The following is an 18,070-nucleotide window of genomic DNA, read 5'->3' as shown; positions in this document are numbered from 1 at the left end:
GGTAATCCGCGCCTCATCTATATCTTTACGGGCCATCCGCACCATTGCCTATAACCCCGGTATTGGCCTGCGGACAACCATTTAAAACCAATTATATCGATATGCATATTATCAAGACGATAGCCGCAGGCTGCCTTGTGGCCGCCCTGTTAGGTTCGTGCAGCCCAAAAGCCGCTACCGACAATCAATTAACCGAAAAGGAAAGTACCGACGGGTGGAAATTGCTGTTCGACGGCAGCACCACCAACGGCTGGCACCTGTATAACGTTGGGCCCATAGGGAATAATTGGTTGGTAAAAGATGGCGTTTTGTATTGCAACCCCGATATCAATCTCGACCATGGCGACCTGGTTACCGATGACCCTTACAGCAATTATGACCTTGTTTTCGACTGGAAGATACCAGCCGAGGGCAATAGCGGCGTATTCATCAACGTGCTGGAACGCAAGGATATCCTAACCGCATGGGCATCGGGGCCTGAATATCAATTATTAGACGAGCACCATCCCGATGCACATATCCCCAGCAAAATATCGGGCTGCCTGTTTAGCTTCGGTCCGCAGTTGCATCCCGCAAAATTAAACCCCACCGGCCAATGGAACCACTCGGAAATCGTGCAGAAAAACGGAAAGATAAGCTTTTACCTCAACGGCACGCTCACTACCGAGCAAGACCTCACTACCGATGCCTGGAAAGAGAAAATAAAACACACCAACTTCAAAGCCTACCCGGAATTTGGCCGTTACACCAGCGGCCGCATCGCGCTACAGGATTGGACCAAAGGGGTTTCGTTCAAGAATATCAAGATTAAGGAACTATAATAAGTTAAGTCAGCAACAACTGAAGCAGCGCGGATATGCCGGCAGTAAGCATTTGCTGGCCCGTAATATCACCGGGTCCATGGACAACTTTCATCGCCGTTTAAATTTCCGGGCAAATTAACTGAAAATTTAAATGTTAAAAAGGCCTCGTGCATTTGGGGGAAATCCTAAATTTAGCTCCAAACAGCCCAATGATGAAATCTTTACTTTTCCTGTCCTTTTTATTTGCCGCCCTTACTGCCGGTGCGCAGGTTACGGTTAAAAACAACCAGGTTATCCTTGGCAAAACAGATAGTGTTTACTCGAAGATAATAGGCGAAAAAAGACAGGTTTGGATTTACCTGCCCGGCGGTTATAATGACAATAGCAACGCCCATAAAATTTACCCGGTGATTTACCTGCTCGATGGCGACGGCCACTTCAGCTCCATCGCCGGGATGATTCAGCAGTTGAGCGAGGTAAATGGCAATGCGGTGGTACCACAGATGATCATAATAGCCATACCCAACACCAACCGCCTGCGCGACCTTACCCCCACCCAGGCAAAAACGTCTTACGAAGGAAAAAAGGACCCCGGGTTAGTAGTATCGGGCGGGGGCGAAAAATTCACCGCCTTCATACAACAGGAACTGATGCCGCATATCGATTCGGCGTACCGTACCGCGCCTTATAAAATGTTTATCGGCCACTCTTTAGGTGGGCTGATGATTATCAACACGCTTATCAACCACAGCGATATGTTCAACGCCTATATCGCTATAGATCCCAGCATGTGGTGGGACGGCAAAAAGCTACTTACGCAGGTCCAACAGGTACTGGCTCAAAAAAGTTTCGCCGGGAAATCATTGTATATGGGCATTGCCAATACCATGGAAGACGGAATGGACACCCTGAAAGTAAGGAAGGACACAGCCAACGCATCTCTGCATATCCGGTCGATTTTAGCGTTGAAGGATGTGCTGCAAAGCAACGCCGCCAATGGGCTCACCTTTGGTTATCAATATTACCCCAATGATACCCATAGCTCGGCACCATTGATAACCGCATACGATGGGATGCGCTTTTTATTCCCCTTCTACAAAATGCCGGCGGGTGCCGAGAGCAAAATTGAGACGGACGATACCTTCGATATTGCCGCGTTTTACAATAACTTCTATGCCGATATATCAAAACACATGGGCTATAAGGTACTGCCAAACGAAGGCGATATAAACCAGAACGGCCATTACTATTTGAAGGTGCATAAACCACAGAAGGCCTATCAGTTCTTTGCGATCAATATAGCCAACTACCCTCAAAGCGCCAACGCATACGATAGCATGGGCGATTACTACGCCGACCAAAAAAACAAAACGAAAGCCATAGGAATGTTTACCAAGGCCTACCAACTGGGCAAAAACCCGGACACGAAAAAGAAGCTGGACAAGCAGCTTGCAGCCAAATAAAAACCGGAAGGAGTTTAACGGGATTGATGGTGCGTAGCTTTACAGGGAAATTGCTTTTAGATTTTATTCCCCTCTTGAGAGTAATAGCCCATCATTAGACAGGATCATCAAACGTTCCTATGGAACGTAAGCAAACCGACATTTTTATTTCTACCAACCACACGTTCCTATGGAACGAAATTGCTTTCCTCATCCCTTCGGGATGTTTGGTTGGTAGAAAAACGAAAAAAACCGTTTTCGTTCCATCGGAACGTGTGGTTAATCATCGACCTGACCATTCATGGGCTATTACTCTCGAGAGGGGAATCGCACAAGGCCCGGCTCCAATTGTTTTTAAACAGCAAGCCAATTGCTGCATCCGGCGAATGCTTAAATATATGCCGAAGCTTTATTATCGCCAACCCAATGCAGGGGCAACATGCTCTAAAATAGCCGATAACACATGCACGTTGTAGTCAACGCCTAAGGTGTTCGGTATAGTGAGTAGCAGGGTATCCGCTTCCTGTATCGCTTCGTCCTGCGCCAGTTCTTTGATCAGCTGATCCGGTTCGGCGGCATAGCTCTTGCCAAAAACCGCCCGTTTATCAGCTTCTATGTAACCAAAGCTATCGGCACCTTTTGCCTGCCCAAAGTATTGCCTGTCCTGCTCGGTAACCAGCGCAAAAATGGAGCGGCTTACCGACACCCTTGCTTTGCGCTCGTGCCCTGCTTTTTTCCAGGCTTCTTTGTATAATCTTATCTGTTCTGCCTGCTGTATATGGAAAGGTTTGCCGCTTTCGTCAAATTTCAAGGTCGAACTTTGCAGGTTCATGCCGTTCTCGGCTGCCCAAACCGCCGTTGCGTTAGAGGCAGCTCCCCACCAGATGCGTTCGCGCAGGCCGTCGGCATGCGGTTCCAGGCGTAACAAGCCCGGCGGGTTCGGGAACATCGGGTACGGGTTCGGCTCCGCAAATCCTTCGCCTTTTAGCTTATCCAAAAACTCCAAAGCTTTTTTCCGGCCCATATCGGCATCGTTTTCACCCTCCTCAGGCGCATAGCCGAAATAGCGCCAGCCTTCAATCACCTGCTCCGGCGAACCCCTGCTGATGCCCAGTTGCAAGCGCCCGCCCGAAATCAGGTCGGCAGCGCCGGCATCTTCTACCATGTACATGGGATTTTCATAACGCATATCGATAACGCCGGTACCGATCTCTATCTTACTGGTTTTGGCGCCAATAGCCGAAAGCAAGGGAAAGGGCGAAGCCAGCTGCCGCGCAAAATGATGCACCCGGAAGTAGGCACCGTCTACCCCTATTTCCTCCGCCGCAACAGCCAAATCTATCGACTGCAGCAAGGTATCGCCCGCCGTACGGGTTTGGTAGGCCGGGTGGTTAGACCAATGCCCGAATGATAAAAATCCTATCTTCTTCATCAAAAACAATATTTACCGGCAAAGGTAAGCATACCTGCTTGCGGGGGAGGTCATGGGTGGGTAATAATGATTAGGGGGGATGCGGCTTATCCGCCAAGCTAGTCGTCTTGGTATCGTGGATATAACGCCGCCTGACGGTAAGAAATGACATGAATTTGCACAGCGACTTAGCCGAAAGGGCCATTGCTAAGCGCCGGAGAACTCGATGCAAATAATGCGAGACAAAAAAACCGCAGCCACGATATTGTGGAGGCGGTGTTTGATGTTTGAAGTACACCCATCTGGGAAATATACGTAACTCTATTATCAATTAATTTCAATCACTTACTAGGTACGCGAAAGGCTTTGTAGCTGCTTTAGTGTATCACCTCTCTGCCCCCTGCAAAAATACGGTTATTGAGCGTTTTTCGAACTTTTTGAATTATCGTCCCTGGTCCGAGCCCTAAGCTTCGATTTACAAGTTGAAGAAAAAGTAAATTAATCCAAAGATTATTCTTCCCCCTATAAAAGGGAAATCTTCATTTTTCCTGGATTGGATTTGAAGTTAGGTTTTAAGAATCGAAATCAGGGTCCGACAAAAATAAAAAAGAGCATATCAGTAAATCCTGGGGGAAGAACAGGTATGCTCTTTTGGCTTTAGGCTGTATAATCAATACACCCGCGCCACAGATTAGTAGCGTGACATTTAATTCATTTTAATCCAGTTAGTCCCGTCTGACTCAATGATATAAACCGTTGTATTAGCCAATGTTGTGATAGTAGTGTTGGTTGCATCTTTGACAGTTGCTCCTCCAAAAGACCAGTTAAACCCTCCGGCAGCAGTATTCTGATTCCATATTTTTATGGTTTGCCCGGTATAGCTGGAGGCCGAAGGGATGGTTACCGTCCTGTTCGCGGTTACAAATGGTAGCTTAACAAACTGCAATGCTGAGGTAACGGTATAGTTTGCATCGGTTGCGGTATTAACGGCGTCTACAGCAGGCGTTGCCCATGTCATCGCATTTGAACCGCCTCCTTGCGAGGTTAAAACTTGACCCGCTATCCCTGCTGTAGTAGGGAGGTTAAAATTATAGGTCCCGGCGGCAGCTTGAGTTTGAATGCTAACAATGCCGCTGGTATTACCATATAAGCCAAGTACACCTGTATTGCTTAAGCTTAACTTATCAAAATAACCTCCAGCAGCTATATTTTGAAATGCCCAAACCAGTTTTGAAGAAGGTACAGCTCCTGTAACAGGGCGTAACTCTTGAATCACATCCATTGTATTTGAAGCCGTAGTTGTAGTATTCCAGGCAGTCCCAGTTTGCCTTACTCTTGTGGAATATTGCACCGGAACGCCAGTGGTTGCAGCAAATGTATTTTGCATTACAACTCCATCGCCTGAAGTTGCACCTATACCTGCTTTATTAGTAAATATTGCACCAGTAGTTGCTACAAAAGTACCGCTAGATAAAAACTGATATAAAGTATTTATACTTCCACTATTTATAGCGCAAGCAAAGTTAAAACTACTGGTTGGATTCCCTGCACCAGCCGTATTTTGAGCATATAACCACCAATCAACTGGCTTACTTAGCGAGCTAGCGTTATCCCAACCATAACCAGTAAACTTTTGTGCAGGACTATATTGCTGTATCGAGTTGGTAGCAGCAGTAGTGTTTACTAACTGATTGGCGCTACTGGTGGTTGCACCAATACCAGTTAAGCTAATAATTTGTGCACTTGTAAAAGTATTTGGTGTTTTTAAATAGACATCTAAGATAGGAGGAGTTCCCGTATAACTTAATGGGTATTGAGTGTTTTTGATATATATATTCGCAGAATTAGCTGCATTCAAAACATACCCACGATAGTTTGCATTACCTGCACCTGAGGCAAAAATTAAATTGGTATAATCAACATGATCTATAATCAAGTTTCTCACAAAAGTCTTATCAATAGTAAATATCCCTGTAGGTGCAGAGTCACCGGTCATTGAACATCTAAACCCATCGATTGTACCAGACGCATACAAGTTGTTGTCTTCCGTGAAAGTATAAAAACCGATACCAAATAATCTAGATGCGGCAGTCGTTGACAAATTTATATCAAGAACAATATTAGACCAGTCTAATATATAATTTCCATAAGCTACATTAATCGCAAATAAATAATTATTGTTAGCTGTTATGCCATCGTTTAAAATGCCATTAAGATTAAAATTTATATTATTAATTCTTAATTGTTGTTGTGGGGATAGACTCGCTACTCCATTTGTACCATAATCATTATTTGCAAAATGAATAGGTGAAGAAGTTTGTCCATCAACTGTGGTAGCATTAAAATTTACGATATTTAATGTTAAGCCATCAATATTCGTTAATGTATTTTCACCTAATACATATAAAGCTTCTCCTTGTGCTCCTAAATATGGAGTTGTTCTATTATAAATACAATTTTTTAACGTTAATGGAGAGTTAGGTAAGATAAATCCCCTACTTGATCTCCAACCTTGTAAAGCACCTGCATTAAGAGCATCATTGGTATAAGAACAGTTTTCAAAGTACAAGCTTTGTTTTTTATGTTCAAAAAACCTTACTACTGCTCCATTAAGATGTGAAATGCCAGCCGCATGATTTAAACCTCTTTCAACAGTTAGTGTAGTAGTTCCATTGTACACGTAGGATAGTAGTTCAGTATCGTCGATAGTCAAATAACCTCTAACTGCAATATTAGTTGGGATTGAAGCTACTATCAAATCAGTGGCGGTATTGGTAATGCCGCCTGTATGTGAAATAGTAGTAGTAGGAGTACCTGCCATAGTTGCCGCAGGATAGTTGTAATTAGTTGTAAAATAACCTGAACCATAGCAATTAAAAGAATTACAATTAATTAATTTAGCATCAGTAAAAGCGTTAACTTCAAACCCGACATCCGCACTACCGATTGCTACACAATTTTCTATCAGAACTCTATTACCAAATCCCTTAGAACCTATTAGATAACCTAAACAGTTAAACTGGTTGGTAGGAGTAATTCCAGTGTCAGTAATACAATCTTGTATATAAATATTATCAAGAAAAGTCTGAGCATATCCTGCTGAGTTACCTGCAGAAGGTCCAACAAAAACCCCCGCTGCACAGCCATAAATACCTACATTTTTTATTGTGATATTGGTTGCATATAAGGTTTCGGTATATTCCGGAGTTGGATTACTAGATAAAAATATACCAATACTAAATGTTGAACCACGTAAAGTTAGGCCAATATCTGTAGCCACAGGCTCAACAATTCCATTAATTAGATCTATATTTTCAACGGTAATATTGTCAAAATTCAGATTACGATAAGATACTGAATTATTATCAATAGAAGTACTACCATATAAGAAGCAACCTAAAATCTTATGATTATGATCGCCACCTTTAACTACATCATTTACGCTTATATTTTCTCCAGTATTTAATAAGACTTGAATAGTAGTAGGACTTCCAGGTTTTAATCTTGAAGCCCTATATAATCCTTTGGCTGATCCACTGTTTGTCAATGGGAAATAAACTCCACCCCCATTTAAGAATCCAGTATTATCCCCAACAATAAGATCCAAATAAGTACCATTGCCAGTAACTGAATTAGATATAGTTTTACAACTTGCTATAATTGTTCCGGTTAGTTTATCATTATCAACTGTGAAATTTTTGAGTGTAATATTTTGATACAGCGTTGCAGCAGTATTAACACCTTGATATTTCATATCAAAAGCTCTTGGCACATTTCTGCTTAACTTAATCGTAGTTATACCCTTACCAGCACCAAGTATTGTTATACCTTGGGCATCAAATGGTAAACGAATGCCTCCACCTAAAGATTTACTAAGTAGATATACTCCGCCTGGAATAACTACAATTCCGTTACCAGCGACGAAGTCTATTGCTTTTTGAATTGCGTCAAAATCGTCAGTTAATCCATCACCTTTAGCTCCAAACCAGGTAACGTATACTATTTTATTAGCATAGATACGATTGAAGCGCCCTGTCTCTATCGATGTTGCTTTTATAACAGTACCGGTATTACATGGAGTTGAATCGTCAGGGTTCCAATACCAATTACCGCCCCCATAGTCTGTCGTCTGATATAGGACGTCCAATTGTGGAGCCATTATTGCTCGTAATCCATCTACCGTTGTATTGATAGATTGTTTATCTGCGTCAAGCTTCAAATTTAATGCATTCAATACCGCTGCTCCGCTCGGATATTCAGTAGCACTATTATTGATCGTATTCTTTTTGTTAGACACATTCTCAGCCGTAAACCCCAAAGGCGGTTCGGCATCGCCGGTAAATAATACCTCTTTATTGTCAGATAGTCGTTTGATGGTGTCACCACTGAATTGAATGGTGTCTGGGGTGGTTCCGTCAGTACTTTCAATCTGTACTGATCCCGAAGAGGAAATAATTGTGTCTGCCATAATTAAATATTTAATTGGTTGATGGCTACACTATACCGTTAGTTTGTTTTAAATCGCGTACCATTTGAAACAAATTTAGCGACACTAGCGCCTTCAGAAAGCCGTCTTTTAACCCAAATTCAAACCGTGTTTTAACGATACTACAGAACAATAGCAGGACACATTTTAGATTATTGAGCTATTTTACACGGCCTATTACACAATAATTTGACTTGTTTGAAACATCACAGAAATTGGTCTTCAGGATTATTGTCCATTCATTTAAAAGGTCAGACAGCTAAGTACCCATCGTATCACTTAAATGATTATCAGAACTATCTAGCCAGACGCGCGTATCCGGGCTGAACTAAGCGTGTGCTACTCGTGCCTAAGCAGGCTTCGTTGCGTGAGAGCCTACAACAGGCCTATCGGTAGGCAAAACCGAAGGCATCGCTACAATGATGTTACCTATACCAACAACGCATGCGGCTAACCTGAGCCTTTCAACAAGGTAGCGGCCTACAAGAGCAGGCAGCGCTGATGCCCTTTCTTAGTTACCGCATACTCGCAGCACACCTGGAATTTCCTGGAAAATCACAGCTAAAAAATCCCCAATTATTGGAAAAAGCTGGAAAAACTTTGCAGCCGCATACGTTACCGTAACAAATAAAGTCTTTGACATGATTTACGGGAGAACGCGGACAATAGTCTTTCCCTTGAGCCGATCGGTCGAGTTGTAAGTGGCAATCGCGTTGTCGAGTGTAACGATGTTACCGGTATTCGTCTGCAAACGCCCCTCCCGGAACCTCTTCGCGATCTCCATCAATTGAGAGCGATCGGCTTCGACAACAAAATCAATATTTAGAACTCCGTTGGCCCGCTCTTCGATTGGCCCGGCGATGGTCACGAACCTTCCCCCGGCACGAATCAGGTTTAAAGATCGCTTCGCGATTTCGCCGCCGAAGATATCAAAAACCAGATCGACCTGGCCGATAGGTTCTAAAGCTTCATTATCAAGGTCGATGAACTCATTTGCGCCGAAACCGAGCGCCGCTTCACGGTGGGCAGTTCGCCCGGTGCCGATCACATAGGCGCCAGCTTCACGTGCGAGCTGGACAGCCATTGAACCGACGATACCTGCGGACCCATGTACCAGCACCCTTTGTTTCGCCTGAAGGCGGCCGTGGTCGAAAAGTCCTTGCCAGGCAGTGAGGCCCGGCATCACGAGCGCAGTGCCCTCATTGAAATCAACATCGTCTGGCAGCGGCGCAAGGTTTCTTGCTTCTATGGCCACGTACGCTGCCAACGAACCGTTGCGGTACCAATCTTGCAGACCGAACACCCGTTGTCCTACCGTAAGTCCGGTGGTGCCATAACCGAGTGCAGTTACCACGCCGGCCAGTTCGTGGCCGGGGATCGACGGCGTCCGGTCATGGTTGGCGCGGTCGGTCCAGGTTGATGGCCACGATAGCTCATCGCCGGTGATACTGGCCGCATGAACCTGAACGATGACATCGTTTATCGCTGCCTGCGGCTCGGATAGCTCTACAAGTTTCATCCCGGCTATTCCTGCATTCTTATCTGTTACAACAATTGCTTTCATAATCCACCTCCTTTTTGTTAATCAACAAACAGCTGCTTACCGAAATGGTGTTGCTGTAGATTAGATTTTGATCGCTTGTTGAAGCATACCCTGAAGGTCCGGCAAAAGGTTACCCATACCAATAACGCATGCAGCTAACCTGAGCCTTTCAACAAGCTAGCAGCCTGCAAGAGCAGGTCGTGCTGATGCCCGCTATGAGTTTCTGCATACCCGCAGCATACCTGGAATTTCCTGGAAACTCACAGCTAAAAAACCCCGAATTATTGGAAAAAGCTGGAAAAAATTTGCGCCTTTTTGCATAAAAAAGCCGCCTCCATGCGAAAAATGCGGTGTTGCATTTTGTCAAAAAAACGCTAAAAAACTACGAAAAACACAGAAAAACGCAGATTTTTTAAGGTTTTTAAGCCAAATAAAGGTGTCATATGTCCACCCGGGGTTGGTACAATTTCACCTGTTTTTTTTGAATTTCTATAAAATAAAAGTTGGACAAAAACCCTCATTACGCGGGCATCTCCGAAAGGTATTTATATTCGGATTTATTCCTAAATTTAGCTCCAATAGCCCTTTCAATATCAAAAAAATGACTAACACCGGCACCCACGATGAACGCATCGCCAAAATGATATTCGCTTCCGTTTATCCCCTGTACCTCAGCAAAGTAGAAAAGAAAGGCCGCACCAAAGCAGAACTCGACGAGGTTATCACCTGGCTTACCGGCTTCACCGCAGCGCAACTCGAGGACCTGATAGCGCAAAGAGCAACCTTCGAGTCCTTCTTTCACCAGGCCTCGCTGCACCCCAATGCCACGCTCATTACCGGGCTCATCTGCGGCTACCGGGTAGAAACAATTGAAAACCCGTTGACACAACAGGTACGGTACTTAGATAAACTGGTAGACGAATTGGCCAAAGGCAAAAAGATGGAGAAAATACTGCGGAAAGCATAAAAAAAAGCCATTTCCCAACAGGAAACGGCTTTTTATCTCAGTGCGCCCACCTGGGCTCGAACCAGGGACCAAAAGATTATGAGTCTTCTACTCTAACCGACTGAGCTATAGGCGCGGTTATTTTCGAGGCTGCAAATATGGGGAAATGATGCGAAAATTGCAAAATTCATTTCCCTTTTTTATTACAAGTTTGTAACTACCTCTTTTTTAGCAATTTTATTTACCGGGCTATTGTTCAAGGCTTCCTGGTCGTCTGCAGGCGGGCGGCCATGCCACCAGTTAGATAGCGTGGAACCCGATATATTCATCACCGGCCCGAATATCACTGCTGCCAGGCCCACGGTGCCCATCCCGCCCATCAGCAGGGCCAGGCCGGCAGCAAGTCCGCTGTTTTGCATGCCTACTTCTAAGGATATGGTGCGGCAGTCTTTCTCCTTAAAGCGCAATAGCCGGCTAAACCAATAGCCTAAAGTATAGCCTAACACATTGTGGATAAACACAGCCACAAACAGCAGGAAACCCACTTTGATAAGGCTATCGCGCCCGGCGGCGGTTATCACCACGATGATGAGGCCAATGCCTGCCATGGATATAACCGGCATCAGCTTATCCAGCCATTTTAGGCGCCCACGTACCAGCTTGTCAAATAGCAGCCCGGCAAATATGGGGATGAGCACCACGCGGGTGGTATCCCAGGCCATATCCCAAAAATGCACTTCGATAAACTTGCCTGCAAGTAAACGCATCAGCAATGGCGTAAACAAAGGGGCCAGCAGGGTTGATACCGTGGTTACCGCTACCGAAAGCGCCAGGTTTGCCCGCGCCAGGTAAGCCATTACGTTTGATGCCAGTCCGCTGGGGCAGCAACCCACTAAGATAATGCCCGCCGCAATTTCATTAGGGAAATGGAACAGGTTAGCCAGGGCGAAGCCAATCAGCGGCATAATGGTGTAATGGCACACCACGCCCACCAAAATACCTTTAGGCATTTTGATGATGCCCGCCAGTTCTTTAAAGCTGAGCTCGGCCCCCATGCCAAACATAATTACCTGCAGCAGGGGGATGATCAAAGCAGAAAGCTTAAACCCGCCAACCTGCTTAAAATACTGCGGGTAATACATAGCAATGATGAATGCCGCGAATATGGTCATGGTGAAAGCGAAACCCTTTAGCTTTGGGTAGGCCCTGAAGCTAATGCCGAGCGACAGGAAAGCCAGCGTAAGCATCCAACCGGCAACGGGTTTGCCCATTAGCGTGAGGATTAGGAATGCTACGAAGCATAAAGCGGGTATCAATAAAATTTGCCAGTTTGCGCGGGTGCCGGGCATGGTATCCATTTTTAAATTTTAAGCCTTGCGCAAAGGTATTTAAAGCCATTTGCACATATTTGCCATCAAATTACGAAATGTTTATGCAAAACATCAAAAACATCATATTCGATTACGGCAACGTTATCTTTAGTATCGATTTCCGCATAGCGCAGCAGGAATTTAAGAAACTTGGCATTGCCGATGCAGAGGGCTTCTTCGGGCACCGCCAGCAGGATCAGATATTCGATAAGTTCGACCGTGGCGAGGTCAGTGCCGATGAGTTCCGCGCATACGTAAAAGAGAAGATTGGCAATCCCGCCGTTACCGACCAGCAAATTACGGATGCCTGGAACAGCCTGTTATTAGGCATCGCCCCCGGCAACCACGATCTGCTGCTGCAATTGAAAGATAAATACCGCACCTTTTTGCTCAGCAACATCAACGATATCCACTACACCTATATCATGAAATATTTGAAAGATGAGTTCGGTTTTGAGGATAACGAGCACCTCTTCGAGAAAACGTATTATTCGCACCTGGTGGGCAAGCGCAAACCCGAACCGCATATTTTTGAACAAGTGCTGAAAGAGAACAACCTTATTGCATCCGAAACGTTATTTATAGACGATAGCCCGCAGCACCTGGAAGCCGCAAAAACGCTAGGCATACAAACTTTTTTGATGACCGCGCCGGATACCCTGCAGGCCTTCGCCCAACGCGAACATTTAATTTAAAATGCCATGCAACAGATCCTGCTTCAGCAATATCGTTTAGTGCTTTCGGCGCGTGCCGCGCTTTTTGATTATTGCCAAACCATTAAGCAGGAAGATTTGCTCAGGCCGCTGCCATCGTTCAACAACGCAAGCATACTGAGCCAGCTGATGCACGTAGCCAATTGCTACCTGTTCTGGCTATCTAAATCGGCGATGCAACAGCCGCGGCCGTTCTTTAAAGATGAAGAGCATCGGGATATCGCTTCGGTAATACAGGTATTTGGGCAGATAGATTTATTGATGAACGAGTTCCTCCATTATTTTGCGGACTCGTTGGAGCAGCAACGGCTCATCACCCGGCCGGATGGCTCGCAGCTCACCCGCTCGCCATTCGAGATATTCACGCACGTCATCACCCACGAATTCCACCACAAAGGGCAGGTGGTAAGTATGAGCAGGCAACTGGGTTATACACCGGTTGATACGGATGTGGTGAGGGAATGATTTTATTTCGGATTTGGGATGTTGGATTTCGGATTTAAAATGGATTCAAAAACTCAAATCCGAAATCGCAATTCCGAAATCCGAAATCTTCTACCCTCTCCTCTTCTTCTCCTTCACAATCAAACTCAGCTCCCGGCTCATTTGGCCGGCAATGGCGGTGTTCTCCTGCGCACGGCGGAACAGGTATGGCAGCACGGCTTTTATAGGGCCATAAGGCACGTACTTGGCTACGTTATATTTCGAATCGGCCAGGTTGAAGCTCAGGTTATCGCTCATGCCCAGCAGCTGCGAAAAATACACATGGGGGTTGTTGTGGGCTATTTTCTTCTCGTCAAGCAAGTCGGCCAGCAGGCGGCAGCTATCTTCATTGTGGGTACCGGCAACAATGGCTATCTTTTCTACATGGTCGGCGCAAAAAACCAGGGCATCGTTGTAGTCACGGTCGGTAGCGGCTTTATCCGGCTGTATGGGCGATGGATAGCTGCGTTCTTCGGCACGTTTACGTTCTTTTTCCATGTAAGCGCCACGAACAATTTTTGCTCCTAGGATAAAACCTTCATCCTCGGCAACGGTAAAATCGGTTATCAGCGATGCCAGTTTATCGTGGCGGTACATTTGGTAAGTATTGTAAACAATGGCTTCCTCTTTATTAAAAAAGCGCATCATGTTGATAGCGAGGTTGTCGATAGTTTTTTGGATCCAGCTTTCTTCGGCATCAATCATTACGGGCACGCCCTCGCTATGCGCCATTTCGCAAATCTCCAGCACGCGGTCCTGCACCTTTTGCCATTCTATCTGCTCGTCCATATTTAGCTTCAAGCCCTCGTCCAGTTTCTCCAATAGCGAAAAACGGCCAACGCCGGTCACCTTGAACACGGTAAGCGGGATAGCTTTATCCTTAGATGCGCGAACCACAGTACGGATAATCTCGTCGCGCGTGTTATCAAATACCGTTTCATCGTCCTCCCCTTCTATCGAATAATCCAGAATGGTGCCTACGCCGCCGTCGGCCAGGTTTTTAATGGTTTTGTCGCACTCGGCAATGGTTTCGCCGCCGCAAAAATGTTTAAATATGGTAGCCTTTATCAGGCTTTTGATGGGCAGGCCTATCTTCATGAAAAAGTTGGTGATGGGCGGGCCTATCTTTACCAAAAAGTTTACATTGATAACCCTGAACAGCCAATAGGCACGGTTAAGGTCGGTATTGCTGGAATGTTTAAAAGCGACTTGGGTATTTTCGAAGGACAGTTTTTCGTTCATGCTAAAATGTTCGTAGTTCATGGTTGATAGTTCGTGGTAGCTGCGGGTGTCCCGTCAACTATAATCTATTAACTATGAACCAGTGTGCAAAATTATAAAATGATAACCCATTATTGTACGAATAGTTTATTTTTGCCACCCATGATCGAATTTAAAGTAATCGGCGATTTTATCCCCATGATACAACTGCTTAAGGCCGCAGGGCTGGTACAAACCGGCGGCGAGGCGCAAATAGCGGTGCAATATGGTGAGGTAAGCTACAACGGCACCGTCGATTACCGCAAACGCCTCAAAGTAAAAGCAGGCGACCTGGTGGAATTCCGGGGGACGACCATCAAGGTTATTTAAATATGGATACTATACAAAGCGACGGCTACCAAATATTTTTCGATGATAGCCTAACCCAACTGGTTAATTTTATAAAGGAAGGCAAATACTCCCGCAGTTTTGTTTTAACCGATGAGAACACCGCGGTGCATTGCCTGCCCTTATTGCAGCAATACCTTGGCGAAGCAGATAATTTCGACATTATCGAAATAAACGCCGGCGAAGAAAGCAAGAACCTTGATTTTTGCATCGGCGTTTGGAAGATGCTGATCGACTTCGGTGCCGACCGCAAAGCCCTGATGATAAATCTGGGCGGTGGCGTGGTTACAGATCTGGGCGGCTTCGTGGCCTCTACCTACAAGCGCGGTATCGATTTTGTGCAGGTACCCACTACCCTACTTTCGCAGGTAGATGCCTCTGTAGGCGGCAAAACCGGTGTAGATTTAGATAGCATAAAAAACATCATCGGCACCTTTACGCAGCCAAAAGCGGTATTTATGGTGGCCGATTTCTTTAAAACCCTGCCCGAACGCCAAATCTTATCCGGCCTTGCCGAAATGCTGAAACACGGGCTCATCTGCGATGCAGACTATTGGGACAAGCTAAAAACCAGCGACCTTAGCATTCCTTCTTTAGAATTAGTACACCGCTCGGTAGAGATAAAAAACGAAGTGGTAATTGAGGATCCGCACGAAAAAGGCATCCGCAAAGCCCTTAACTTTGGCCACACGGTAGGCCATGCTGTTGAAACTTACTCGATGCTGAACGACAGCAACCCGCTCACCCATGGCGAAGCCATTGCCGTTGGTATGGTATGCGAGGCCTGGCTCTCTAATAAAAAAGCCGGCTTGCCGGATGAGCAGTTGGATGAAATAGCCGAAGTATTGACCAAACTTTACCCCAAACATTCAATAGCCGACGATTGCCATACTGCGTTATTCGAACTGATGCAGAAGGACAAGAAAAATCAAAACGGCCAAATAAATTGCACTTTATTGACACGCATTGGACAATACAGTATTGATAATATCTGCACAGAGCAAGAACTTTGTGATAGTTTAAGATATTACACTACCCTGTAAAAAAATGCCCCCTTTAGATGCACGCCACGAAGCAGTAATGCTGCTGGTTGTTTTGCTGGTAGGTTTAACCATTACCGAAATGTGGTTCAGCTACCGCGAAAACCGGCATTATTACGAAAAACGAGATACCCTTACCAATATCTACCTCACTGCGCTGGCCTTTTTGATGAACCTGCTGGTGAATGGTACGGGCTTCTTCCTGCTTAGCTTCGCTTATCAATACAAGTTTGTGCAGATAAGCAATCCATTTGCATATTGGTTGGTGCTGGTTGTAGCGCAGGATTTTTTGTATTGGGTGCTTCATTACACTGGGCATTATTGCCGCTTGTTTTGGGCCATGCATGTAACGCACCATTCATCCGAACATTTCAATTTCAGCACGGGCTTCCGTTCTACGGTTTTCGAGCCGCTGTACCGCACTTTCTTTTATTTGCCCCTGGCCTTGTTAGGCTTTAATGCGGTGGATATTTTATACGCCTACCTGCTTACGCAGCTTTATGGCAACCTGGTGCATACACAATACCAAATACCGCTGCCCAAATGGTATGCTTTTATATTTGTAACGCCGGCGCACCACCGGGTACACCATGCCAGCAACATCCCCTACCTCGATAAAAATATGGGCATGATGTTCATCGTGTGGGACAGGCTCTTCGGCACCTTCCACGATGAAGACCCAGCCGAACCCGTAAAATATGGCCTCACCCATCAACCCGAAGACATGGGGCCGGTGAACGTGCTGTTCCACGAATGGAAAGATTTGCTGCGCGATGTAAAACGCGCACCCGGCTTAAAAAATAAGTTGTTGTACTTACTTAACCCTCCGGGTTGGAGCCACGACGGGAGCACGCAAACTGCGAGGGTGATGCAAAGGGAGTATAAGAAGGATACGGCGTAATCTCTAAATTTCGTCGATCTTGCGTGTTGAAATTCTAGCGTTTTTAAGTTCGGTTATTAATTCTTCAGCGGATTTCTCTGGGATGAAATCACCGAAAACCTTAGAGATTGAGTCTTGACGGCTTACAGATTCTTGTAAAAATAAATTACGTATATCTTTCTTCGTTAATTTCTTTAGTATCAGGTAATACACCAATATTGTAGCGAAAATTTGAGGCAGAAAAAATCGGATATTAGCTACGACTTCATTATTCAAATAATAACCGTATTTTAAATCCTTTAAAAGGTAAAAGTTTAAAAAGGACACCCACAAATAAACGGCTAATAAACCAATTTTAGCCAAATAAGGCAGGCGGCTAAACAGCACCATGACGATTAAAATAAGAAACGCTGTCACCTGAAGTTCCATGCCCAACAAAGCCTCTCCTCCGCTGGCGAAAGCAGAAAATGGTATTATCATGAAAATGGAAAGAAAAGCCCGCTTTAAGTTTTTCATATTATAAATTTACTGTTTAGTTTTAAGGATTACAAAATTGAGGCTATGTTAAAAACAGGATTGCCACCATCCCACCCGGGAGAAATATTAAAGGAGATGTTTATTGTTGAGCGCGGCTTAACTATTACTGAAGTAGCCAAAGGATTGAACATGGCACGGGCAAACCTATCCTCCGTTATTAACGGGCATTTAGGCATAAGCCCCGAACTCGCTGTCAAGCTATCAGAAGCATTCGGTAACTCTACCCAATTCTGGATAAATCTACAAAACAACTACGAGGTGTGGCACGCCGAGCGGAAAATCAACAGGGCATCTATTCAACACTTTTATAAAGAGAGCGCTTAATAAACTTTCACTTTTTCTTCCTGTTCGCCAACAACGCCACAATGCTTATTTGAGCGCACTCGGCAAATAACTGGCCGGCAATATCCAATGGCACCTCGTCCGCATTTGTAAAATTGAAACAACCTTTCTGAAATTCTACGTTCGGCAATAAGGCTGAGTATTTTCCATGTATAGCAGGGTTCATATACATGGGCAGGCAGTGTACCGACATGTATTTTTTCACACTGGATAATGCGTATTTCATCGTGGTACTGCCCTCTTTGTAGATGATCATCTCTTTACCCATCATGGGTTCTACAACGGGGGCAACGGTTTTATCGTTCGCTGAGATAGACTCGTGCAGGGCATTCAATATTGCTTGCCTTTCTGGCGCTTGTTGGCTGATGTATTCTGTTGGGGACGACATATAGGGTTTATTGGTGACTAAAGATAAGGTAATTTAAATAAGATAATTTGGTAAATTGCCACCCTCAACCTTCAATGC

Annotated in this window: 16 protein-coding genes and 1 tRNA gene; 9 read left to right on the top strand and 8 right to left on the bottom strand. The window is 45.1% G+C overall.

Features of this window, described 5'->3' with window-relative positions; translation table 11 throughout:
• Positions 1–101: 101 nt before the first annotated feature.
• Together AC1DXC_RS16550 and AC1DXC_RS16545 are read left to right on the top strand one after the other, a co-directional pair.
• On the top strand, positions 102–821 hold the full coding sequence (locus AC1DXC_RS16550) for a 3-keto-disaccharide hydrolase (protein ID WP_477460272.1): 720 nt from the start codon (positions 102–104) through the stop codon (positions 819–821).
• Positions 822–1,012: 191 nt separating this feature from the next.
• Positions 1,013–2,266 (top strand): alpha/beta hydrolase-fold protein, encoded by a 1,254-nt coding sequence (locus tag AC1DXC_RS16545; RefSeq protein ID WP_477460271.1) that lies wholly within the window; start codon positions 1,013–1,015, stop codon positions 2,264–2,266.
• 391 nt (positions 2,267–2,657) lie between these two features.
• Here the strand turns inward: AC1DXC_RS16545 and AC1DXC_RS16540 are convergent, their stop codons facing one another.
• The 3 genes from AC1DXC_RS16540 to AC1DXC_RS16530 form a co-directional block, all read right to left on the bottom strand.
• Entirely contained in the window at positions 2,658–3,677 is a 1,020-nt protein-coding gene (locus AC1DXC_RS16540; RefSeq protein ID WP_477460270.1) for an LLM class flavin-dependent oxidoreductase, read from the bottom strand.
• A 685-nt stretch (positions 3,678–4,362) separates the two neighbouring features.
• Positions 4,363–8,124: a glycosyl hydrolase family 28-related protein gene (locus AC1DXC_RS16535; RefSeq protein ID WP_477460269.1), complete on the bottom strand. Its 3,762-nt coding sequence runs from the start codon at positions 8,122–8,124 to the stop codon at positions 4,363–4,365.
• Between the two features lie 664 nt (positions 8,125–8,788).
• A complete protein-coding gene (locus AC1DXC_RS16530) occupies positions 8,789–9,706 on the bottom strand; it encodes an NADP-dependent oxidoreductase (protein WP_477460268.1) in 918 nt (305 codons plus the stop codon).
• A gap of 580 nt (positions 9,707–10,286) precedes the next feature.
• Here AC1DXC_RS16530 and AC1DXC_RS16525 point away from each other — a divergent pair.
• The gene (locus AC1DXC_RS16525; protein ID WP_477460267.1) at positions 10,287–10,652 is read left to right on the top strand and encodes a DUF2200 domain-containing protein; all 366 of its coding nucleotides are present in this window, start codon (positions 10,287–10,289) and stop codon (positions 10,650–10,652) included.
• Between the two features lie 41 nt (positions 10,653–10,693).
• Here AC1DXC_RS16525 and AC1DXC_RS16520 read toward each other — a convergent pair.
• Positions 10,694–10,767 (bottom strand) — tRNA-Ile (locus AC1DXC_RS16520).
• A gap of 67 nt (positions 10,768–10,834) precedes the next feature.
• Complete coding sequence (locus AC1DXC_RS16515) at positions 10,835–11,989, bottom strand: bile acid:sodium symporter family protein (RefSeq protein ID WP_477460266.1); 1,155 nt, start codon at positions 11,987–11,989, stop codon at positions 10,835–10,837.
• 74 nt (positions 11,990–12,063) lie between these two features.
• Between AC1DXC_RS16515 and AC1DXC_RS16510 the strand changes: the two genes are divergently transcribed.
• Complete coding sequence (locus AC1DXC_RS16510) at positions 12,064–12,696, top strand: HAD family hydrolase (protein WP_477460265.1); 633 nt, start codon at positions 12,064–12,066, stop codon at positions 12,694–12,696.
• Positions 12,697–12,702: 6 nt separating this feature from the next.
• The gene (locus tag AC1DXC_RS16505; protein ID WP_477460264.1) at positions 12,703–13,179 is read left to right on the top strand and encodes a DinB family protein; all 477 of its coding nucleotides are present in this window, start codon (positions 12,703–12,705) and stop codon (positions 13,177–13,179) included.
• Between the two features lie 90 nt (positions 13,180–13,269).
• Here AC1DXC_RS16505 and AC1DXC_RS16500 read toward each other — a convergent pair whose 3' ends face one another.
• Positions 13,270–14,460, bottom strand: a complete 1,191-nt coding sequence (locus AC1DXC_RS16500; RefSeq protein ID WP_477460263.1) for a proline dehydrogenase family protein — start codon at positions 14,458–14,460, stop codon at positions 13,270–13,272.
• A gap of 120 nt (positions 14,461–14,580) precedes the next feature.
• Between AC1DXC_RS16500 and AC1DXC_RS16495 the strand changes: the two genes are divergently transcribed.
• From AC1DXC_RS16495 to AC1DXC_RS16485, 3 genes are read left to right on the top strand one after another with little or no spacing between them, the layout of a single operon-like run.
• Positions 14,581–14,787: an RNA-binding S4 domain-containing protein gene (locus AC1DXC_RS16495; protein ID WP_477460262.1), complete on the top strand. Its 207-nt coding sequence runs from the start codon at positions 14,581–14,583 to the stop codon at positions 14,785–14,787.
• Positions 14,788–14,789: 2 nt separating this feature from the next.
• On the top strand, positions 14,790–15,848 hold the full coding sequence (aroB, locus tag AC1DXC_RS16490; RefSeq protein WP_477460261.1) for a 3-dehydroquinate synthase: 1,059 nt from the start codon (positions 14,790–14,792) through the stop codon (positions 15,846–15,848).
• A 4-nt stretch (positions 15,849–15,852) separates the two neighbouring features.
• Positions 15,853–16,746 (top strand): sterol desaturase family protein, encoded by an 894-nt coding sequence (locus AC1DXC_RS16485; protein WP_477460260.1) that lies wholly within the window; start codon positions 15,853–15,855, stop codon positions 16,744–16,746.
• 3 nt (positions 16,747–16,749) lie between these two features.
• Here AC1DXC_RS16485 and AC1DXC_RS16480 read toward each other — a convergent pair whose 3' ends face one another.
• Positions 16,750–17,241: a hypothetical protein gene (locus AC1DXC_RS16480; RefSeq protein WP_477460259.1), complete on the bottom strand. Its 492-nt coding sequence runs from the start codon at positions 17,239–17,241 to the stop codon at positions 16,750–16,752.
• Between the two features lie 45 nt (positions 17,242–17,286).
• Here AC1DXC_RS16480 and AC1DXC_RS16475 point away from each other — a divergent pair, with 45 nt between their 5' ends.
• Positions 17,287–17,586, top strand: coding sequence for a HigA family addiction module antitoxin (locus tag AC1DXC_RS16475; RefSeq protein WP_477460258.1), 300 nt, complete (start codon positions 17,287–17,289; stop codon positions 17,584–17,586).
• Positions 17,587–17,593: 7 nt separating this feature from the next.
• On the opposite strand, the gene AC1DXC_RS16470 is transcribed toward AC1DXC_RS16475, so the two are convergent.
• A complete protein-coding gene (locus tag AC1DXC_RS16470; RefSeq protein WP_477460257.1) occupies positions 17,594–17,992 on the bottom strand; it encodes a hypothetical protein in 399 nt (132 codons plus the stop codon).
• Between the last annotated feature and the right edge of the window lie 78 nt (positions 17,993–18,070).

The sequence above is a fragment of the Mucilaginibacter sp. P2_D11 genome, from assembly GCF_056404435.1.
Note: the sequence above shows the minus strand (reverse complement) of the source record. Positions and strands in the feature narration are given on the sequence as shown.

Bases quoted from the DNA above. Each gene is read 5' to 3' on its own strand.
- AC1DXC_RS16500 (WP_477460263.1), bottom strand. From the start codon at position 14,460: ATGAACTACGAACATTTTAGCATGAACGAAAAACTGTCCTTCGAAAAT.
- AC1DXC_RS16525 (WP_477460267.1), top strand. From the start codon at position 10,287: ATGACTAACACCGGCACCCACGATGAACGCATCGCCAAAATGATATTC.
- AC1DXC_RS16535 (WP_477460269.1), bottom strand. From the start codon at position 8,124: ATGGCAGACACAATTATTTCCTCTTCGGGATCAGTACAGATTGAAAGT.
- aroB (WP_477460261.1), top strand. From the start codon at position 14,790: ATGGATACTATACAAAGCGACGGCTACCAAATATTTTTCGATGATAGC.
- AC1DXC_RS16470 (WP_477460257.1), bottom strand. From the start codon at position 17,992: ATGTCGTCCCCAACAGAATACATCAGCCAACAAGCGCCAGAAAGGCAA.
- AC1DXC_RS16485 (WP_477460260.1), top strand. From the start codon at position 15,853: ATGCCCCCTTTAGATGCACGCCACGAAGCAGTAATGCTGCTGGTTGTT.
- AC1DXC_RS16480 (WP_477460259.1), bottom strand. From the start codon at position 17,241: ATGAAAAACTTAAAGCGGGCTTTTCTTTCCATTTTCATGATAATACCA.
- AC1DXC_RS16515 (WP_477460266.1), bottom strand. From the start codon at position 11,989: ATGGATACCATGCCCGGCACCCGCGCAAACTGGCAAATTTTATTGATA.
- AC1DXC_RS16530 (WP_477460268.1), bottom strand. From the start codon at position 9,706: ATGAAAGCAATTGTTGTAACAGATAAGAATGCAGGAATAGCCGGGATG.
- AC1DXC_RS16475 (WP_477460258.1), top strand. From the start codon at position 17,287: ATGTTAAAAACAGGATTGCCACCATCCCACCCGGGAGAAATATTAAAG.
- AC1DXC_RS16550 (WP_477460272.1), top strand. From the start codon at position 102: ATGCATATTATCAAGACGATAGCCGCAGGCTGCCTTGTGGCCGCCCTG.
- AC1DXC_RS16495 (WP_477460262.1), top strand. From the start codon at position 14,581: ATGATCGAATTTAAAGTAATCGGCGATTTTATCCCCATGATACAACTG.
- AC1DXC_RS16505 (WP_477460264.1), top strand. From the start codon at position 12,703: ATGCAACAGATCCTGCTTCAGCAATATCGTTTAGTGCTTTCGGCGCGT.
- AC1DXC_RS16545 (WP_477460271.1), top strand. From the start codon at position 1,013: ATGATGAAATCTTTACTTTTCCTGTCCTTTTTATTTGCCGCCCTTACT.
- AC1DXC_RS16510 (WP_477460265.1), top strand. From the start codon at position 12,064: ATGCAAAACATCAAAAACATCATATTCGATTACGGCAACGTTATCTTT.
- AC1DXC_RS16540 (WP_477460270.1), bottom strand. From the start codon at position 3,677: ATGAAGAAGATAGGATTTTTATCATTCGGGCATTGGTCTAACCACCCG.